At 47.9% G+C, this 19,239-nt stretch carries 17 protein-coding genes; 9 read left to right on the forward strand and 8 right to left on the reverse strand.

Annotated elements, in window-relative coordinates; genetic code table 11:
- Positions 1 to 109 precede the first annotated feature (109 nt).
- The 7 genes from ABEW34_RS14560 (at position 110) to ABEW34_RS14590 (ending at position 8,181) form a co-directional block, all read left to right on the forward strand.
- Complete coding sequence (locus ABEW34_RS14560; RefSeq protein ID WP_430159919.1) at positions 110 to 1,192, forward strand: Gfo/Idh/MocA family protein; 1,083 nt, start codon at positions 110 to 112, stop codon at positions 1,190 to 1,192.
- Between the two features lie 17 nt (positions 1,193 to 1,209).
- Entirely contained in the window at positions 1,210 to 2,232 is a 1,023-nt protein-coding gene (locus tag ABEW34_RS14565) for a Gfo/Idh/MocA family protein (protein WP_430159920.1), read from the forward strand.
- A 96-nt stretch (positions 2,233 to 2,328) separates the two neighbouring features.
- On the forward strand, positions 2,329 to 3,348 hold the full coding sequence (locus tag ABEW34_RS14570) for a helix-turn-helix domain-containing protein (RefSeq protein ID WP_430159921.1): 1,020 nt from the start codon (positions 2,329 to 2,331) through the stop codon (positions 3,346 to 3,348).
- Between the two features lie 14 nt (positions 3,349 to 3,362).
- The gene (locus ABEW34_RS14575) at positions 3,363 to 5,129 is read left to right on the forward strand and encodes a hypothetical protein (protein ID WP_430159922.1); all 1,767 of its coding nucleotides are present in this window, start codon (positions 3,363 to 3,365) and stop codon (positions 5,127 to 5,129) included.
- A gap of 403 nt (positions 5,130 to 5,532) precedes the next feature.
- A complete protein-coding gene (locus ABEW34_RS14580; protein ID WP_430159923.1) occupies positions 5,533 to 6,810 on the forward strand; it encodes a LysM peptidoglycan-binding domain-containing protein in 1,278 nt (425 codons plus the stop codon).
- 406 nt (positions 6,811 to 7,216) lie between these two features.
- Entirely contained in the window at positions 7,217 to 7,618 is a 402-nt protein-coding gene (locus ABEW34_RS14585) for a hypothetical protein (protein WP_430159924.1), read from the forward strand.
- An 83-nt stretch (positions 7,619 to 7,701) separates the two neighbouring features.
- On the forward strand, positions 7,702 to 8,181 hold the full coding sequence (locus ABEW34_RS14590; RefSeq protein WP_430159925.1) for a VanZ family protein: 480 nt from the start codon (positions 7,702 to 7,704) through the stop codon (positions 8,179 to 8,181).
- Between the two features lie 290 nt (positions 8,182 to 8,471).
- Here the strand turns inward: ABEW34_RS14590 and ABEW34_RS14595 are convergent, their stop codons facing one another.
- From ABEW34_RS14595 to ABEW34_RS14615, 5 genes are all read right to left on the reverse strand, one after another.
- Entirely contained in the window at positions 8,472 to 8,768 is a 297-nt protein-coding gene (locus ABEW34_RS14595; protein ID WP_430159926.1) for a GyrI-like domain-containing protein, read from the reverse strand.
- Positions 8,769 to 8,848: 80 nt separating this feature from the next.
- Positions 8,849 to 10,333, reverse strand: a complete 1,485-nt coding sequence (locus tag ABEW34_RS14600) for a sulfatase (RefSeq protein ID WP_430159927.1) — start codon at positions 10,331 to 10,333, stop codon at positions 8,849 to 8,851.
- Between the two features lie 6 nt (positions 10,334 to 10,339).
- Complete coding sequence (locus ABEW34_RS14605; RefSeq protein ID WP_430159928.1) at positions 10,340 to 11,206, reverse strand: carbohydrate ABC transporter permease; 867 nt, start codon at positions 11,204 to 11,206, stop codon at positions 10,340 to 10,342.
- A gap of 9 nt (positions 11,207 to 11,215) precedes the next feature.
- Complete coding sequence (locus ABEW34_RS14610) at positions 11,216 to 12,088, reverse strand: carbohydrate ABC transporter permease (protein WP_430159929.1); 873 nt, start codon at positions 12,086 to 12,088, stop codon at positions 11,216 to 11,218.
- A 59-nt stretch (positions 12,089 to 12,147) separates the two neighbouring features.
- A complete protein-coding gene (locus ABEW34_RS14615; RefSeq protein ID WP_430159930.1) occupies positions 12,148 to 13,440 on the reverse strand; it encodes an extracellular solute-binding protein in 1,293 nt (430 codons plus the stop codon).
- Positions 13,441 to 13,654: 214 nt separating this feature from the next.
- Here ABEW34_RS14615 and ABEW34_RS14620 point away from each other — a divergent pair, with 214 nt between their 5' ends.
- Entirely contained in the window at positions 13,655 to 14,590 is a 936-nt protein-coding gene (locus ABEW34_RS14620) for a helix-turn-helix domain-containing protein (protein ID WP_430159931.1), read from the forward strand.
- Positions 14,591 to 14,640: 50 nt separating this feature from the next.
- The gene (locus ABEW34_RS14625; RefSeq protein WP_430159932.1) at positions 14,641 to 15,633 is read left to right on the forward strand and encodes a formylglycine-generating enzyme family protein; all 993 of its coding nucleotides are present in this window, start codon (positions 14,641 to 14,643) and stop codon (positions 15,631 to 15,633) included.
- 144 nt (positions 15,634 to 15,777) lie between these two features.
- Here ABEW34_RS14625 and ABEW34_RS14630 read toward each other — a convergent pair whose 3' ends face one another.
- The 3 genes from ABEW34_RS14630 to ABEW34_RS14640 all read right to left on the reverse strand — a co-directional run bounded on the left by ABEW34_RS14630 (position 15,778) and on the right by ABEW34_RS14640 (position 18,998).
- On the reverse strand, positions 15,778 to 17,427 hold the full coding sequence (locus ABEW34_RS14630; protein ID WP_430159933.1) for an MDR family MFS transporter: 1,650 nt from the start codon (positions 17,425 to 17,427) through the stop codon (positions 15,778 to 15,780).
- Positions 17,428 to 17,459: 32 nt separating this feature from the next.
- Positions 17,460 to 17,888: a MarR family winged helix-turn-helix transcriptional regulator gene (locus ABEW34_RS14635; RefSeq protein ID WP_430159934.1), complete on the reverse strand. Its 429-nt coding sequence runs from the start codon at positions 17,886 to 17,888 to the stop codon at positions 17,460 to 17,462.
- Positions 17,889 to 18,146: 258 nt separating this feature from the next.
- Entirely contained in the window at positions 18,147 to 18,998 is an 852-nt protein-coding gene (locus tag ABEW34_RS14640; protein WP_430159935.1) for a sugar phosphate isomerase/epimerase family protein, read from the reverse strand.
- Between the last annotated feature and the right edge of the window lie 241 nt (positions 18,999 to 19,239).

Here is a 19,239-nt window from a genome sequence, read left to right on the forward strand (position 1 = left end):
AGTGCATATTTCATTGTCGCAATCTGCTCATTTCATTCCGTTCCCAGCCCGTGATAGAATGAGCGCAAGAAAAGCGAAATGCAAGCAACATACTTGAGGAGGATGTACGATGGCAGCAACATTTAAAGTCGCGCTCATTGGCTGCGGCAGTATTGCAAACGGCAAGCATCTGCCAAGCCTAAGCAAAATCAGTGAAGTAAGTCTTGTCGCCTTTTGTGATATTCAGCGTTCCAATGCGGAGCAAGCGGCCACCCAATACGGTACGCCAGATGTGAAAATATATGAGGATTACCGCGAGCTGCTCGCTGACCCATCAATTGATGTCGTTCATGTGTGCACCGCTAACGATACCCATGCCGAAATCGCCATTGCTGCGCTGGAGGCTGGCAAGCATGTCATGTGCGAGAAGCCGATGGCGAAAAAAGCCGCCGATGCCCGTGCCATGGTGGAAGCCGCGAAGCGCTCCGGCAAAAAGCTCACCATTGGCTACAACAACCGCTTCCGCTCCGACAGCCTGCTGCTCAAAAAAATGTGCGAAGCCGGCGAGCTTGGCGACATCTATTATGCGAAGGCCCATGCGCTGCGGCGGCGCGGCGTTCCCACTTGGGGCGTATTCCTCGACGAAGACAAGCAAGGCGGCGGCCCGCTGATCGATATTGGCACGCATGCGCTGGATTTGACGCTGTGGCTCATGAACAACTACGAACCGCATGTCGTGCTGGGCACGTCCTATCATAAGCTGTCCAAGCGTGAAAATGCCGCCAATTCATGGGGTCCATGGGATCCGGCGAAATTCACCGTTGAAGACTCTGCCTTCGGCATGATCGTCATGAAGAACGGCGCGACCATTATGCTCGAAGCCAGCTGGGCGCTGAACACGCTGGATACGAAGGAAGCCCGCACGACGCTTAGCGGTACAGAAGGCGGCGCAGATATGACAGATGGGCTGCGCCTAAACGGCGAGAAATATGGTAAACTGTACGAGAATCAAATCAAGCTCGATCCGAAGGGCGTCGATTTCTACGAAGGCAAGAAGGAATCGATGCAGGATGTGGAGATGAGGCTGTGGTTTGATGCGCTGCTGAATGATACGGAGCCGGTCGTCACGCCAGAGCAGGCTTGTGTTGTTTCGGAGATACTAGAGGCCATTTATGAATCCGCCGCGTCAGGTAAAGCGGTATACTTCGACTGAAAGCGAGGCTTCTCTTTATGCAAAAACCGATTCGCACAGCTGTGTTAAGCTTCTGGCATGTGCATGCGAAGGACTACGCCTTGCAGGCACAGCAGCATCAAGGCACCGAGCTCGCCGCTATCTGGGATGAGCAGCCAGAGCGCGGCCGGGCCGAAGCTGCAGCCCGGGGAATCCGTTTCTATGAGCAGCTTGACGAGCTGCTGGCGGATGCCTCCATCGACGCTGTTATTGTGACTGCGCCAACGGTCGACCATCCGGAAATCATGAAAGCAGCGGCGGCGGCGGGCAAGCATATTTTCACCGAAAAAGTTATCGCCTTGACGCTTGCGGAATGCGATGACATTTTGGAAGGTGTTCGGCAAGCTAACGTTGCGCTGACCGTATCACTGCCCCGGCTGAATACGCCTTTCACACAAGCGGCTCAGCAGTTGGCACGCGATGGCTTGCTTGGCGAGTTAACGCTTGTGCGCGCTCGCCTGTCCCATAGCGGCGCTTTGCCTAACGAGCTCGAACCGCTTGGCTATTTGCCGGAGGCTTTCTTCAAGCAGGCTCAAAGCGGCGGCGGCGCACTGACTGATCTCGGCTGCCATCCGATGTACTTGGTACGGCTGTTTCTCGGCATGCCAAGCAGCGTGAGCGCAAGCTTCGGTTATGTGACCGGCAAAGAAGTCGAGGACAACGCAGCCGTCACGCTGCGTTATGCGAGCGGAGCTCTTGGCCTTGTGGAGGCCGGGTTCGTCAACCACGCCTCCCCGTTCACGCTCGAGCTGCATGGTACCAAAGGCAGCCTGATTTACTCCGCGCTGGACGGCAAGCTAATGTACCGAAGCGTGCTGCTCGAAGAAAATGGCAGCAAACGCTGGCATGAAGCTCCGCTTCCAGCCGCGATCCCCACCTCCTTCGAGCAGTGGGTCAGCCATATTCGCGGCGGTACGAGAGCCGAGCATAATATGGCTCTCGCACGGGATTTAACAAAGTTAATTGAAGTATCCAATCAATCGGCTTTAAGCGGCGTTGCCTTGCAGCTTGGGGACCGCTAGCCTAAGATGCCTCCTGCCAGAAACGGCTGCTTGCAGCCTGTTTTCGGCAGGAGGTTTTGAGCATTATCATTTCTCTTGATCATGGAGGAGCCTGGCATGGAAACGAATCACCAGCAGCGGGGCAGCGGCAGCACATATCCCTATGAGCTTATGCAGGAGCAGCAGCATGCGCTTGAGCATCTGCATGCCGATTTTCGCTGGGGCGGCTACGGCATCAAGGTCATGCGTTTTCATCATGCGGCCTTCCCACCGGGCAAAATCATCCCCTTCCACAAGCATTCGGAGGAATTTGAGTTTCATTTCATTGCACAGGGAAGCGGCTCCGTTATCATCGGCAATACGTTCCATGCGCTGACGGCAGGCATGATGTATTTAACGAAGCCTAATGTTATGCATTATCAGGAGGCAAGCGCAGAAGAAGGCATGAATGAGCTGTGCCTGCGCATTCAAATCGTCGATTTGGACGCGGCAAGCCGGCATGGGGAGCAGGCGAACGCGGCCACTATCGCGAAGGACAACGACTCGTTCGAAGGTAGCGGCTGGGGCGAAAGCTGGGAACGCGCCGAAGCGAAAGCCTGCATGGAGCAGCTTGCACTCATTCCCGAGCTTCCGATTGCTGACAGCTTCCGCTGCATGGAATGCTTCCTGGATGCTTATCGTGCCTGGTACGAGGGACAGCCTGGGCTTTATTCGATTTTGAAGCAAGCGATCATTACCATTATGCTGCGAATGAGCCGGGGTTATTTTCCCATTGCAAGGCAGCCACTTCCATCCAGAGATATGATCCATTACCGCTATAAGCTGGCGGAGCAATTTATTAAAGACAATTACCAGGAGCCCTTCACGCTGGAGCTTGTGGCAGAGCGCGTCCAGATTAGCGCGCGCCAGCTGCAGCGCATTTTCAAAACGCATTCCGACCAAACATTCAGCAGCTACGTAGAACAGGTCAGGCTGACCCATGTGTGCACGCAGCTGCTTGAAAGCAGCGAGACGGTCGAGTTGCTGGCCCAGCAGCATGGCTTCTCCAGCGCAAGCTATCTGCATCGTGTCTTTCGCAAGAAATACGGCTGCACTCCCGCTCAATACCGCAAGCATTCAAAACAACCACAAACCTAAAAAGGAGCAACAACATGGACTCCATCTATCAGCGCTTGGTGCAATTGAATGATCAGCTTGTTTCTTCATCTCTTGACCTTCAAATTAAGGACTCCGCAAGCCGCAATGTCGGAGGCATCATCGACTCTTTTACAGGCCTGCCCCATCCAAGCCATGTCGGAACAGGCGCTGTTATCGCAAAGTGGACAGCTGCCTTGTGCAGTCCGGAATCGGCGTTCTACCGCGACAACCAGCTGCTTGCCAGCCTTGAGCTTGCGCTGCAATATATGCTGAATCGCCAGCATAGCGACGGAACGATTACGCTAGGCTCAACCAACTACCACTCGCCGCCGGACACCGGCTTTGTCGTTATTGGCTTTGCACAGCTTTATGAGCTATTGGTGCAGCAAAGTGTGGAGCATCCCGCTTTCGAAAAGGCCGCTTCCCTGCTTGCGCTGTTCCTGAAGCGGGCAACGCCAGCCATGCTTGAAGGCGGCTGCCATACGCCAAACCACCGCTGGATTCTGACAGCGGCCCTCGGCCTGCTGAACAGGTCATTCCCTGATCCGGCGCTTGTGGCTCGTGCGAATGCTTGGCTTGCGGAAGGCATTGATATTACGGCCGATGGCGAATGGACCGAACGAAGCAATGGCATCTACAATGCCGTAAGCGATATTGCCCTGTATCATACGGCGTTATCGCTCGATCGCCCTGAGCTGCTGGAGAGCGTACGCAGCAATTTGCGAATGATGCAATATTTGGTCCACCCATCCGGAGAAGTCGTAACCGACTATTCTGGCAGGCAGGATTATGGACAGCCTTCGGATATGTCCGGCTATTTTCTCACCTACCGCTTGATGGCTGCGTATGACCGCGATCCGCTGTTTGCCGCATTATCCGATTATGCCGGTCCTTTCTATAAGCAGTTTTTCTCCGTGACAGACCATCCGCTCATTGGCTACCTGCTCTATCCAGAGCAAATAGACATCAGCCATCTTGAGCGGGCTTCACTTCCAGACCAGTATGTAAAAGTGATCAACGGGCAGCACCCGATTCATGAAGATTTGCAGCAGATGAAAAAGCTAGGGCATCAGCTCCACATTACACACAGCTCTGCGCATACCGCCTTCGGCGCGCCGCTAGTCCGTGTCCGCGATGGACAGACAAGTGCTACGGTCATGACGAATGCGCCATCTTTCTTCTCGCTCCGTCATGGCTCGGCAAATCTGCTTGCCGTTAAAGTATCGACGGCCTTTACTCCAGGCGTCGTCAGCTTCGACCAGTTTCAAGCGGAGGACGGACATTACAAGCTCGGCAAACGCATGTATAAAGGCTACAACGGGCCCATTCCAAAGGGTTTGCTTCCGCCGCTGAAAGCAGACGGCGTAACTGCAGCCGCTCCTTGGTACCTGCTTCCCCATGGGGAACGGAAAGCGACCCATTTGCAGGAGCATTTTATTGAATCCGAGCTAACGCAAACAGCAGATGGCTGGGACATTCATCTGTATTCCGACAAGGTGCAGGAGGATGTGATGACGCAGCTGACGTTTATTTTTGCCAAAGACGGCAAGCTTAGCGGCGAAGGCCTCGAAGCCATTGCGGGCAGCAGCAACTACTTCTTGAAGCAGGGCTCCTGCCGCTACGAAACCGCCGATGGTTCAGCGATTGAGCTGACGTCCGGCGCATTCGAGCACTGGATGCCTTCCGTTCGCGACGATAGCCACCCGGCTGGGTGCCAAAGCGTGATTGTTAATCTGGTGGCCCCAATCGATAACCGCTTTTCGATTCGGTTATCGTCGTAAAAGATTGGTGAACGATGGCTGCGCTGCATGAAAGGCTTGACTTCCGATCGCCATTACCGTTGAATTTCTATAACCACCCCACTAAATGGGGAAATTCAAGGGTAAAAGCATATGCTTCCGAAGCTGCTTTCCTACGGAAAGCTTTAAGCGAACGCTGCGCTTCTCCAGTTCAAGCCTTTCATTCCACTCCGCCCCTTCACCTTACTTTTAAAACTAAAAAAGAATCTTAAAAGCTACAATACCTCAGGTAAGGCCCCCATTTATATTTTGGGGGCCTTTTTTATAGGCGAAGAACAGCAACCCATACCCGAGAAGAGGGAAAAGCGAAGCCGAAGTCTTTTTTCATAGAACCCTCGAATATAAGTAGATAAAGAACTTATGCTTGGGGGAGGTTGGACACGACATGTTTATCCATACCATCAAAAAAGGCGATACGCTGTGGCAGCTCGGACAGCGCTTCGGCGTCAGCACAGATGCTATCGCTTCAGCAAATGGCATATCCGCTGATGTTCCGCTCGTCATCGGCCAGGCTATCATTATTCCTTCAGAAGCCGGCAATCATAAAGTGCTTCCAGGTGAAAGCCTATGGTCGATTGGCCTAAAATACGGCGTTACAATCGAACAACTCATGCGAGCCAACGAGCTCAAAAACCCTGCCCTCATTAAGGCAGGCCAAATGCTCGTCATCCCGCAGCCGGAGAAGCCTATCATTGAAGTGAACGCCTATACGGAGAAATTCGGCGCAAACGGCGTGGCGCTCGTTCATGAAATTGGCGCAAACCTTACTTATCTCAGCCCATTCAGCTACCGTCTCCAGTTGGATGGTACGCTTGTACCGATCGACGACAGCGCTATTATTGAGGCGGCCTTTCAAGAGAAAGCAGCACCAATGATGGTGCTGACCAACTTCGAGAACGGCACCTTCAGCAGCGATATTGCCCATGCTGTGCTGACGGATGCCGCGATTCAAAGTGCGGTCATTATGAGCGTCTTGTCCGTGATGCAGCAGAAGCGCTATATGGCGCTGAATGTAGACTTTGAATATGTGCGGGCGGCGGACCGGGAAGCTTATAATGCTTTTTTGCAAAAGCTGGTGGATACGCTGCATCCCTATCACCTGCTCGTTTCTAGCTGCCTTGCCCCGAAGCAAAGCGCAGAGCAGAAAGGCACGTTATACGAGGGGCATGATTATGCCGCCCATGGTCGGATTGTCGATTTTGTTATTTTGATGACGTATGAATGGGGCTGGTCTGGCGGACCGCCACTCGCTGTCGCTCCACTCAACGAAGTCGTTAAGGTGCTGAATTATGCGCTGTCCGTTATCCCCGCCTCCAAAATTGTCATGGGCATGCCGCTCTACGGCTATGACTGGACGCTGCCCTACGTGAAAGGCGGCAAGTGGGCACCTACAGTTAATCCGCCGCAAGCCGTCGCTCGGGCCGCTAAATATGGGGCAACGATTCAATATGATCCAATAGCCGAGTCGCCTCATTATACTTATTATGATGAACAAGGCGCACAGCATACTGTCTGGTATGAGGACGCTCGCAGCGTACAAGCCAAATTCAACATTGTGAAGGCTTATAAGCTCAGAGGAGTCAGCTACTGGGTGCTAGGCGTACCCTTTCCCCAAAATTGGTACGTCTTGCAGCAAAATTTCACCGTCCGCAAGCTGGTGTAGCAGCGCTTCTGCTTTATTGAATAGGAGTAAACTCAATGATTGGGCAAGCAAATCCCTTGTCTTAAGAGACATTTTGCTTGCACGTGTTTAATCATAATTACTGATTTGCTCCTTATCTTCCCTATCAGCGTTCTTCTCTATTGGAACTATCTTTACTCCTATACAAAACGTTTTACATATTGAACTAAACACATTTCACAAAATATCATCTCCAAGTCACCTACTATACAAAAAAATATAATTATTGACAAAAAAATTTTTTCAAAATACAATAATTACACAATTTGAGAATAGGTTACGTAATGTTTACTTTCAAGATAATGATAACTTCTTTAACAGTAACTACACTTTTGATGTCTTCACTTATCAGTAGCGCAAGTGGACAATAGCAACAGAAGTACATAAATTGGTTCCCACTCCTCCCACATCTGCGATTACAATCTTTGGGGTAGATCCACCTAGTAACGATGCTTCTGTGCATGATTTAAGCCTTAATTCCTACAATTACCAAGTAGATTATGTTGGCGTAGAAGTATTTACTGCCAAATGGCTTAAAGGAAAATCAACAATTAATGTTAGTGTACAAGATTTTAAACTGACAAATGGAAATGCTGATCCTACCGGTTATTTGTATGTTAATGTTTGCACTGGCGGTCCAAGTACTTGTACCTCGAAAAAAATTACTGTAAATCAGTACGGTACAGGCTCCACCTCTTTTTCTGGTCTTTCTACAACAACTAAATATTTTGTCAGATTTGTAGTTCCTAATAATGGAGACAAGCGAACCTTTTACGGTACTATCTCATAATTTTATGAAAGCATAAATAAAGCTACAATTTGCATTGCAAGCGAATTGTAGCTTTTCATATTATTCTAGAGAGGTTATCCATAATGAAATCAACTACGTTCAATAAAAACAAAATTCTAAAATATACATTTATATTTTATATTTTATTTTTATTCAATTTTATTGCAATTAAATTTTTTGGTGATTTTTCAGCTCTCTCTCGAAGAATCGATATTAACTTAATAAACAGAAAAATCGATCTGTGGAATATTAATTTGATTCCATTCAAATCAATTGAGATGGCTTACCATTCATATAAACAATTTGGGGTAATAAATAATGATTCCCTCGGTTTGATTTTCAATATTGTTGTTTTTCTCCCACTCGGCTTTCTATCACCGTATATATTCAAAAAAACATTTATAAAGCAATTATTATTTTTCTTATTGATCATAATAGCGATTGAAGGTTTTCAATTTGTGACGTTGCTAGGTATAGCCGATATAGACGATGTTATTTTAAATATGACAGGTTCAGTTCTAGGGTACCTCATATATAAAGTGACAAGATCACGATTTAATTAAATATCTCACCTTTAATTGTTTTTCAAAAACCCTGGTTTAGGCATGAAAAAGTCGATACTTATCAGAGAAAGGTTTCGACTTTTTCGTTTCATATTGATAGATACGCACAAATATGGGTTTGTTCGAACCAGAACACTGTAAGTGAAACTCTACTGTCACCAACAGTTTTTTGTAAAATTCCGCAATTTCATACATCAATCTTTCTGAAAGTCTCTCTCTTGAAGTAAAATGATGCCTTCAGAACACATGAAAGAAGAATTCTGTCACCTATTGACAAAACAGCTTTCTATTTAATTGGTTAAATATGGGTTAGTGAATTCGCCATGATAGCGCTCATCCCAAACTTCAAAATCATAATGCTGCGGCACATGTCCCGTCTCTTCCATCCACTCGCCATAAAGATAGTTATACGAGCGGCTTAGCTCCGCTTCGAGCCCCATATGCGTGTAGGCTGCATATTTACTTTCGCCAACCGTATGGCTTGCCATATGCAAGGGTACATCGCCCAGCTCGCTGGCTTCCACTTTATAACCTACGACATGAAAGAGCGGCAAGGCTACGACCTCCGCCTCTCTTTTCTGCACCATGAGCTGTCCTCCATTCAACCTTTCATAAATAGGCAGGAAATACAGCTATTTTACCATAAAGAAGCAATCACTCGCTCTCATCAGTCAATCGGTGGGCCGCTCAGCCCCATACGTTCAAATTGCTCTGGAGGAGCATCGTTCTCCCGCATCAGCTTCGTCATCAGCTCAACCATTTTCGACTCTACCTCTGGGTCCTTTAATGGATGGGCCTGCTCAGGGTCTGCCGTAACATCATATAATAGCGTTCCATATGCATGGAGGTTGCCTCTCATCTCCGCTGGAATACGAAGCATCTTAATCTTTTTCGTGAAAGAAAAGGGCTCGGCAAGCTCCAGCTTTTGCAATTCGGAAGGGTGAAATCTGCTGCGCATATGGGTCGGCATTAACGTATAGTTATACAACGGCTGGTTTTCCGCAGATATTGATGCCCTCATATACACATACTGTCCATCGGTGACATTCACATGTCCACCATGAATGCCAAACAATGCCGCTTTGCGGACTGGCTTATCTGACTCAACCGTCTGGCGCAGCGGAACCCCCTGCATGTCAGGCGGCAGCTGCACTTGGAAAAATTCCAAAAGCGTGGCTGGTATATCAATAGATTGTACAAGGCTTTGCCTGCGCTCCCCCTGCACGCCTGTTCGAGGATCCCAAATAAAAAGCGGCGTATGCGCGACCTCGTTATAAAATGGCTGCACACATTTTGCCCATTGGTCATGCTCACCCAAAAGGAAACCATGATCGGTGTTGACGATCAGCAAAGTACTTTCCCATAAATTATGCTTGTCCATCATATCAAGCACTTTCCCCAAATAGTGGTCGCACATCGTTAACAACGCTGCATATTCATACCTCATATGCTGGACGTCCTCTGGGGTTTCGGTCACTGGTCCGTACATCGGCCAATCGCCCAGACCGCCTTCATACTCATGGGCATACAATTGCTTGAATTGCTCGGGACTATAAAATGGCTCATGCGGATCGAACGTTTCCATTTGCAAAAACCAATGGCTTTCCCCATGATTCCGTTCAATAAAATCAAGCCCGCTCGCAAACGTTTGCGCCTGCGGAAATTGCTCCTGCTCCTTAATGAACTTCCTGTTCGTGCGATCCTGCACCAGCATTCTTTTTACCTGAGGAGGAAAGTCCTTGCCAAGATTAATATCAGCGCTGTTCACTTCGGCCTTCCAAGGATCGCCTTCCTGTCCGCGAATCAATTCGAAGGAGTTAAAACGGGTATGATACGTCCCTCCGCCATCCTCCCAATAATGCTGATGATCGGTAATCAGATGCGTGTATATGCCTGCTTCTCCAAGCCTCTCGATGGCAGAATCATCGAATGGTTCCAATGGTCCCCAGCTTCGGTGCAAGAAGTTGTATCTGCCGGTGTGCAGCTCCCTCCGGGCGGGCATGCAAGGCATGCTTCCCACATAGCTGTTGTCGAACACAGCTGTCCGCTCGGCAAGCCGTTTGAAATTAGGCGTTTTAATCCAATCAGGCCCTCCATAGGCGGAGAGCATATGACGATTCAACGTATCGAACATAATCATAATGGCTTTCAATAGTAATCATCCTTTCACGCTTGACGCGACCATACTGCGAATAAATTGCTTTTGGAATATGAAAAACATCGCAATAATGGGCACAGATATAAGAAGTGATGCTGCCATCAATAAATTGTATTGAACTTGGTGCTCGCCGCGAAAGGTTTGCAGACCTAGCTGGAGCGTGCGCATAGAAGCACTATTCGTATAAATGAGCGGATGAAAAAAATCATTCCAAACGCCTACGAATTTAAAAATGCCGAGCGTGGCAAACAACGGGCCGCTCAGCGGCACATAAATGCCAAGGAATAAGCGAAGATATCCGGCACCGTCGATATAAGCAGCCTCATCGAGCGCCTTAGGGAATTGCAAATAAAATTGACGCGCCATAAATACGCCAAACGCTCCGGCAAGCTCTGGAACGATTAAAGCATAATAGCTGTCGAGCCAGCCGCTGCCGCCCGCTCCAAGCCAATCATTTCCCCCAAATAAAGGTATCGACTTCATAATTAGAAATTGAGGAATAATAATGACCTGCGCAGGCACCATCATTCCAGCCAGCAGTGTCAGAAAAATCGGCAAATTGCCTCTAAATGCTATACGTGCAAAAGCAAACCCAGCAATGGAGTTAAACAAAAGACTCCCCATAAGCACAATTGACGTTACCCACACGGAATTTTTTAGATAGGTTAGCCAATCCCCCATTTCAATCGCCCTCACATAATTGCTCGGATGCCACTCTAAAGGGAGCAACTGCATCGCTTGAAGTGAAAATTCTTCATCTCCTTTCATGGAGGTAAAGAAACCAAGCAATAATGGCAATATGGCTGCAAGTGAAAATAAAAGCAATGCCGCGTAAGCCAATCCTTGTTCTACTTTAGTTAATCTCATCGTTCACCTCTACTCGCCTGCCTGATTCCGGCTGCCTATGGCGTACTGAATCAAAGTGATAAACAGCGTTAATGCAAGAAGGAATACGGCCATTGCCGAGGCATACCCCATCCGATACTCTTGGAAGCTGGCACCCACGATTTGCGTAACGATCGTCGTGCTTGAATTCGCAGGGCCGCCGCCCGTTAATACAAATACCAAATCAAACACCTGAAATGATCGAATCGTTGCCGTAACGAAAAGAAACAACGTCATCGGCTTCAGCAGCGGTACCGTAATGTAGCAGAATTTTTTCAGTACAGAAGCTCCGTCCAAGCTTGCCGCCTCATAAAGACTTTCAGAAATACTTTGAATGCCCGACAAAAAAACAATCATGGCGTAGCCTATTCCGGTCCATATACCAATAACGATGACAGTCGGCAGCGACGTTGCGGGATCTTGCAACCAGTTCCGCCCATCGATTCCAATAAGCCCAAGCAGGCTATTAAGGGGTCCCTGCAGCGGGTCGAGTATCCAGAGCCATGTCATCGCAACCGCTACCGACGAAATGACGCCCGGCAAATAGATAAGCGCACGGAATGCGGGTAAAGCCTTCAGCCGCGTCGAAAGCAAATTAGCGAGCACTAGGCCGAGTGCCATGCTAGGGACGACTGTCCCAATCCAATACAAGGCTGTATTTTTAACGGCTTGATGAAAAATGCTGTCTTTAAGCAAAAGGGAATAATTTTTTAGACCTACCCATTTCGGGGCATTCAGCATCGTATAGTCGTTTAAACTTAAATAAAATATCCAGAGCAGCGGCAGCAAAATAAACACCGTAAACAACAATACATTCGGTAAAATTAAAAAATAGGGAATAAACCGATTCCAGCCTTTTTGCATAACACCCTCCTGAGATCGATGGGATGACCTGTAATTCATCCTTGTCCTCAATTGCAAATTTATTTGGCGTTTGCAATTTCCTCTCTAGCTTTTTTGGCATTCTCTTTTAAAGCTTCCTCGGCAGGTCTAATCCCGTTAAAAGCTTCTTCGAGCGCAATACGCAAATACTTAACGTTAATTGACCAGTTGCCTGAGGCACCGTAGCCCTTTGCATCTTTGAGCGCCTCGAAAGCAACCTCATTTCCTTCGCCCAGCTTCACATATTCATCCTTAAGCGATTGAAGCGGCGGAATCGATCCCGTCTTGGAGGTAAACTCCAGCACATTGTCCTTTTCAAACCAAAACTTTATAAAAGCCCATGCTTCCTTCGGATGCTTCGTCTGCCCGGCAGCGGACAGAAACGTGCCTAACATGAGTGCGGTCTGTTCCCCATCTGGCCCTACTGGCGGCAGCACCCAGCCAATTTCGCCTTGACCTACCGACTTTTGCAGCGACGCCGCGGCTTGCGTAGAAATAAATGCCATCGCTGCCTGACTGTTTTGAAACGGTGTTCCCGAGACTTGCTGCTGGTTGGACGGTATAATGGCTCCCGAATTGTACAAATCAACCTGCTTCTGTACAAGCTGCACGGAAACAGGAGAGTCAAACGTCGGATTCCCTTCTGCATCATAAAAATCTTCGCCAAGCAGCAGAAGCAAGGATACATAAGATTGCTCCCCATTGCTGGTCTGGATGTCGATACCGCCGCGAACCGTTTTGCCACCCTCGACAACCTTAAGCTTTTCGGCATATTCAAATATTTCATCAAACGTCTTTGGTGGGCTGTCAGGATCTAAGCCTACTTCCTTAAAGTAGTCCTTGCGCCAAGCGAGCGGACGGATTTCTGGCAGCAGCAGCCCGTATTGACCACCTCCATATTGGCCGGATTTCAAAATATCCGGGAAGAAATCCGCTTGGCCCTCCCATTTATCCGCTTCAATATATGGCGTTAAATTTAAGTATTTGCCTTGGCTTACCGTGGAAATCAGCTGCCCGAATCCCAGCCCCTGCACGTCTGGCTGCATTCCCCCGGAATAAGCAACCGTCAGCTTTTGAAAATAATCAGCCCATGGAATAAAGGTAGCCTCTACCTTAATGCCCGGGTTTTTCGCTTCAAACCCTTGAATAGTTGCGTTAACAGCATCCGTTACGATCTCATCCGTTCCCGGATACCACAATTTCAATGTCACCTCATCATTAGAAGTGCCAGCTGCGGTCGCACTCTCTTTATATGGCTGACCTGACGAGCACGCGGCTAAAAGAGCTGTTATTGTCAGCATAATTGCGAGTGATAGAACCGTATTCTTCTTCATACCATTTCCCCCTGGATTCATTCATATCGAGTACATAAGCAAAATGTCATCCAGTTATCTGGTCTGAATCGCAAACTTATTATTCCTATTAACTTACTTGTATTAAAGCTCGTTAATGCTTACAATTATAGCATCATGACTGTCGCTCGTATTTATCACAAGCACGCTGATATGTTTCAAAAATACAGACTGCTGCAAGGAAAGGTCGTTCACCATGAAAAATCTTATTGAGTTTAGCAATCAAAGCTCATTGGATCACTTGAACATTAATGTCCGCTGGTTGAAGGAATGGAATCTAACGAAGGCGCATGAGCGTTTGTATATTTTTCCTTACACAACCTTCTGGATCGTCTTGTCTGGGACAGCCGTCATTGAGCTCAATCACATCCGCCATTATCTTAAGAAAGGAGACATCGTTTCCATCGCTCCCAAAACGGCTCAATCTTGGCAAGGACTAAGCACCGACCAGCCTTTTCATTATTTATCATTGGCTTGCGAAGCCAAGGTTGGAGCGATGGATTTTATTCACTCCTATAGATTTCCCTATGTTGTCTCTGATGTTCCATCCGTAGAAGTGCACGCCTTAATAGAGGAATGGAGAAGGCTGGCCGACGAATATAACGCTTTTCTGCAGCCATTTGACGAAAAGGACATTAAATCGAGCGAGAAGGGCTACGACAAACCATTTCCGTTATTTAAATTAAGTACCGACCAAACGATTCAGCATTTAAAAATTCGCGCAAAAGGCATGTTGTGGGTACAGCAGCTGTTTCAAACGATTCGTTATCGGCTTCCAGATCAGCCCGTCCCTTATGATGAGCGTGTATTCGAGATTTGTGATTATGTAGAAAAACGTTTGGATAAGCCGCCATCCCTTGACGATCTTGCCACTCATGTATCGCTTAGCAAGGAACAGCTGCGAACGCTGTTTCAAACGACTTACGGGTTGTCCCCCATGAAATATGTTCGCCATGCCCGTCTCCAGAAGGCCAGAGATTTGCTTATGCTGACCTCCTATCCGATCAAAGATATTGCGAGTCAAATAGGCTTTGAAGACCAGCACCATTTCTCCCGGGCGTTTCAGCAATCTGAGGGCATGTCGCCAATGGCGTATAGACGCCGTCTGCTGCAAGGTATCAAGCATGAGTAAGCTTACGTATCCGTGGATACAAAATCATATAAAAAGAGGGATATTGATTGATGAGTGATGAAATGGATCATCAGCCTGACAAGTCTTGTTGTGCAGCAAGACGCCACGACAACAGCACAGCACCCCTATCTTCATCTATAGCCTTCCATAAACCGCTGAAAGCAGGCAAGCCATCCGAAAATCTTCCTCAAGCCCCAATGATATTATTACCGGGTGGCACTTTTCGGATGGGAACCGACGATTTAGAAGGGTTTCCTAGTGATGGGGAAGGACCGATTCGCGAGGTTGAGCTATCTGCGTTTTATATAGATGCCCATGCGGTCAGCAACCGTGAATTCAAACAGTTTGTTGATGATACTGGCTACGTAACCGAATCCGAGCAATATGGCTGGTCCTACGTGTTCCATCTTTTTGTTTCAGAGGCATGCGCACGAACGGTTACCCGATCTGTGCAACGCACACCTTGGTGGTGGGTCGTGGAAGGCGCCGATTGGAAGCATCCGGATGGCCCGGATTCCAGCATGGAAGAACGGATGGATCATCCTGTCGTACAGGTTTCCTTTAACGATGCCTTAGCCTACTGCAAATGGTCGGGGAAACGGCTCCCAACGGAGGCGGAGTGGGAGTATGCTGCTCGTGGTGGACTGGATCAAAAGCGTTATCCTTGGGGAGATGAATTAAAGCCTGACGGACAATATCGCTGCAACATCTGGCAGGGAAAATTTCCGACAGTGAATACCAGCATGGATGGTTATGTGGGGACCGCGCCTGTGGATGCATATTCGCCGAATGGATATGGTCTTTACAATGTCGTCGGGAATGTATGGGAGTTCTGTGCAGATTGGTTTAGTGTTGATTATCATCAATCAGCTTCGCTCCAAAATCCCCTGGGACCTCCAAGTGGACAAAGCAAGGTGATGAAGGGCGGCTCCTACCTGTGCCATCGGTCCTACTGCAATCGTTATCGGGTTGCCGCCCGCAGCTCCAATACACCCGACAGCGCTGCTGGCAATATGGGATTCCGCTGCGCAAGAGATGCCTGATTTTGTATGAACCATATTTGCTTTTCTGTTATAAAAAAAGCTCTCCAGCATGTAGTCGGCATTCGTGAAGCCGGACCTCATGTAGGAGAGCTTTTTAATTAATGACATTCATGTTGATGTAGAAGCGTACCGATTTAAATGCGATTATTCTGTCGGCTGACCGACAAGCTTGCCGCGCAGCTTGCTGCCCGCATCCGTATCCGATGCTGCTTCCGGGCTTGCTGGCTGCGGTGCTGTATTCGAGGTGCGGAGCGGAATTTCTTTCAGGAAGAAGGTCAAAATAACCGCACCGACCAGAATAAGCGCACCTGTAAGAAATACGGTAGAAAGCGATGAAGCAAGCGCTTCGCGAAGCATATCGACCATTTTTGTAAACAATGGTTGAAGGTCGGCTGGCAAGCTTTGGTGCAGCTTCTCCAGCTCCGGCTGATTCGTCAGCATTTGCGGGTTGGCAAATACGGCGAACTCTTGAGCTACTTTCGGATCAAGCTTGCTGAGGTCAACAGCGTCTCCAGACTGGGCAAGCTCGGTCAGATTGTTTTTCAAGCTGGTTGACAGCACGGTTCCCATTACGGCGATACCGATGGTGCCGCCCATATTACGGAACAGCTGCATCGCAGCGGTAACGGCGCCAAGCTCCTTGAATGGAACCGCATTTTGAATCGCGAGCGAGAATACCGGCATCCCCAGACCGAGGCCGAGGCCGAAAACGATCATAGCCAGAACCGCCATCCACACGCTGTTCATAAATACCATCAGCACCATGCCCGCTACCATGAGCGGCATGCCGATTAAGGCGAATTTTTTGTATTTGCCCGATTTGCTGATCAATTGACCGCCAATCGCACTCGTAATAACCATACCAATCGACATTGGCATCGTTACATATCCAGCATAGGTTGGCGAAATCGCCAGCACGCCTTGCACGAAGAAGCTAAGGTAAATCAATGCGCCCATCATTCCAAAGTTCATCAGGAAGCCAATCACATTAGAGAGCGTCACAATGCCATTTTTGAAAAAATGAAGCGGAAGCACCGGGCTTTTCGCCTTGGATTCAACGAATACGAAAATCAGTGCCGAGACAATCGTTGCTGCGAATAAACCAATCGTTTGGGCAGATCCCCACGCATATTTCGTACCTGCCCATGTAAAAGCAAGCAGCAATGGCACAAGCGTTGTCGTCAGAAACAGCGAGCCCAAGTAGTCAATCGACTCGGATTGCTTGCGTTCCGTCTTCGGAAACAGCGTCAAAATCATAACGAAGGCGATAATGCCGATCGGCAGGAAAATCCAGAACACCCAGTGCCAAGCCATGTGGTCAACAATATAACCACCAAACGTTGGGCCAATAACGCTGGAAAAGCCAAAAACGGCTGTCATAATACCGGTCCATTTGCCGCGTTCCCTTGGCGGAAACAAATCGCCTACTGCGGTAAAGGCCGTTGCCATAATAATACCCGCGCCTACACCTTGAATCGCACGGTAGAAAATCATTTGGTAAACGTCAGTCGACGTTCCTGCAAGAAAAGCGCCGATGATAAAAAATAAAATACCCGCCAATATAAATGGCTTACGTCCGTAAATATCCGACAACTTGCCGACAAGAACGGTCGCGATGGTAGAAGTGAGCATGTAGATGGAAATCGACCATGTGTACAGCTCCATTCCGTGCAGCTCTGCAATAATTCTTGGCATCGCCGTACTGACGATCGTTTGGTTGATTGCTGCAAAAAACATGGCGAACATAATCGCCACCATGATGGTCAGCTTTCTTTTTTGTGATAAATGTTCCATAGGTAAAATCTCTTCCTTCCATTCGGTATGAATTAAATATGCATATGCTCGTTTAGCTTTTTGAAAATCCTTTTTAAATGTGCGATGTCCTCTGGAGCCAGACAGTTTAACATCATGCCCAGCGTCTCTTTTTGATCATCCGATATTTGGTTGAGAGTAGCTTTCCCTTTCTCGGTAATATCAATGTATACGACGCGGCGATCTTCCTCATCCCTAACCCGATCAATATTGCCCTCCGCAGACAGCTTATCCGCCAATCCCGTTATGGCAGCAGCGGAAATGCACATTTTCTCTGCCAGATCGGATACTCTTTGCTGTCCATCTTGCTTGAGCCAATATAGCAGCTTGAACTGGGACAATGACATATTCCCTTGCATCCGTTTGTTCCACTCTGAATTCGCATTTTTCATGATCGATTTGAACATGGTGGAGAGCTCGACAACGTCTTCCTTGCTTGGCATGTATTCACCCCTTCCCTATTTGCGTTCATCGTCCAATCATTCCAGCGTTTTATCATAAAACGCAATTAATAAATATTTCATCACTAAACTATTTATCACTATAAATCTTTTCCTGAAATTAGTCAATGCTTTAGCCTATTTGATTTTGAGGCGTCTGACGCTTCCCTTGGGCAAAATCAAAAAGAGCCGGAATCTGCAAACAGATCTCGGCTCTGATTATTCTTTCTATAATCTTTATGATTTATGAGGTTTGCTTCCTTACAGCTCAGCCAACAGCTTAGTCAAAGCTTTATAGCTGATCTCAATGCTTTCCAGCTCGCCTTTGTTTGTTGCATCCTGCTCCACAATAATGTATTTAGTGCTTGTATGCTTTTGGGTCGCCCGCAAAATGCTCGCAATATCAATCGTGCCTTCTCCAATTTCGGAGAATGCATCTGGGCTTCCAATCGACATGAACGTTCCCATCGTCACAGGCTCATTTTCATCAAGCGTTTCAAAAAGGTTAACCGGATTAACGCTCGCCGGCAAATCCTTCTGGTGAATAAATTCGCAGCGGCTGCCCAGCTTCTTGATATAGCTTACAACATCAACGCCGCCGCGCAGCGCCCAGTAGGTATCAAGCTCGAAACCGACATTTTCAGGAGAGGTATGCTCCAAAATAATATCGAGCGCATAGCTTCCATTGAACTTCTGGAACTCATGAAAATGGTTATGATAAAGCAGGCTGATGCCCTGCTCGCGCATTTGGCTGCCGTAGCGGTTCAGCTTCTCGCTGAAGGCAAGTACGTCCTCGTAATTGGTGAAAAATGATATCGGAATAATCGCTTTCGTACTGCCCAGCTCTTTATTGAAGGCAATGACATCAGCGATTTGCGCATCGTCCGAGACGAAAATATGAGTGGCGATTACGTTCAAGCCCGCTTGATCTACAAGCTGCTTCAAGTCAGCAGCCTTGAGATCGCCCAGCTTGAACAAATCCTGGCCTGTAAAATCGAGTGGAATTTCGATGTTACGATAGCCCATTTCCGCAATTTTATTCAAAGTGCCAGCGCGATCACGTGCAAATTCGGTTTTGGCAGAAAACAGCTGCAATCCAATTTCCAATGTCATTATAGTAATTCCCCTCTCAATGTGAGCATAAAAACGTTTACATTCTTTTTATACCTTAAAGCTTACACCAACGTCAAATAAGCATCGTAGCTAAAACTTATGTCGAATATACAGTTCTATCCATATCGACTGTAATCATGGTATAATCGCAAAGCAATAGAATAGACTTAAGGCGCGGTCGGCTACCTCTCGATAGAAGGGAGGGATGCCCTGTGACAGTTTTTGAAGCACTCATGCTTAT

Source organism: Paenibacillus algorifonticola (assembly GCF_050481745.1).
GTDB lineage: Bacteria > Bacillota > Bacilli > Paenibacillales > Paenibacillaceae > Pristimantibacillus > Pristimantibacillus algorifonticola_A.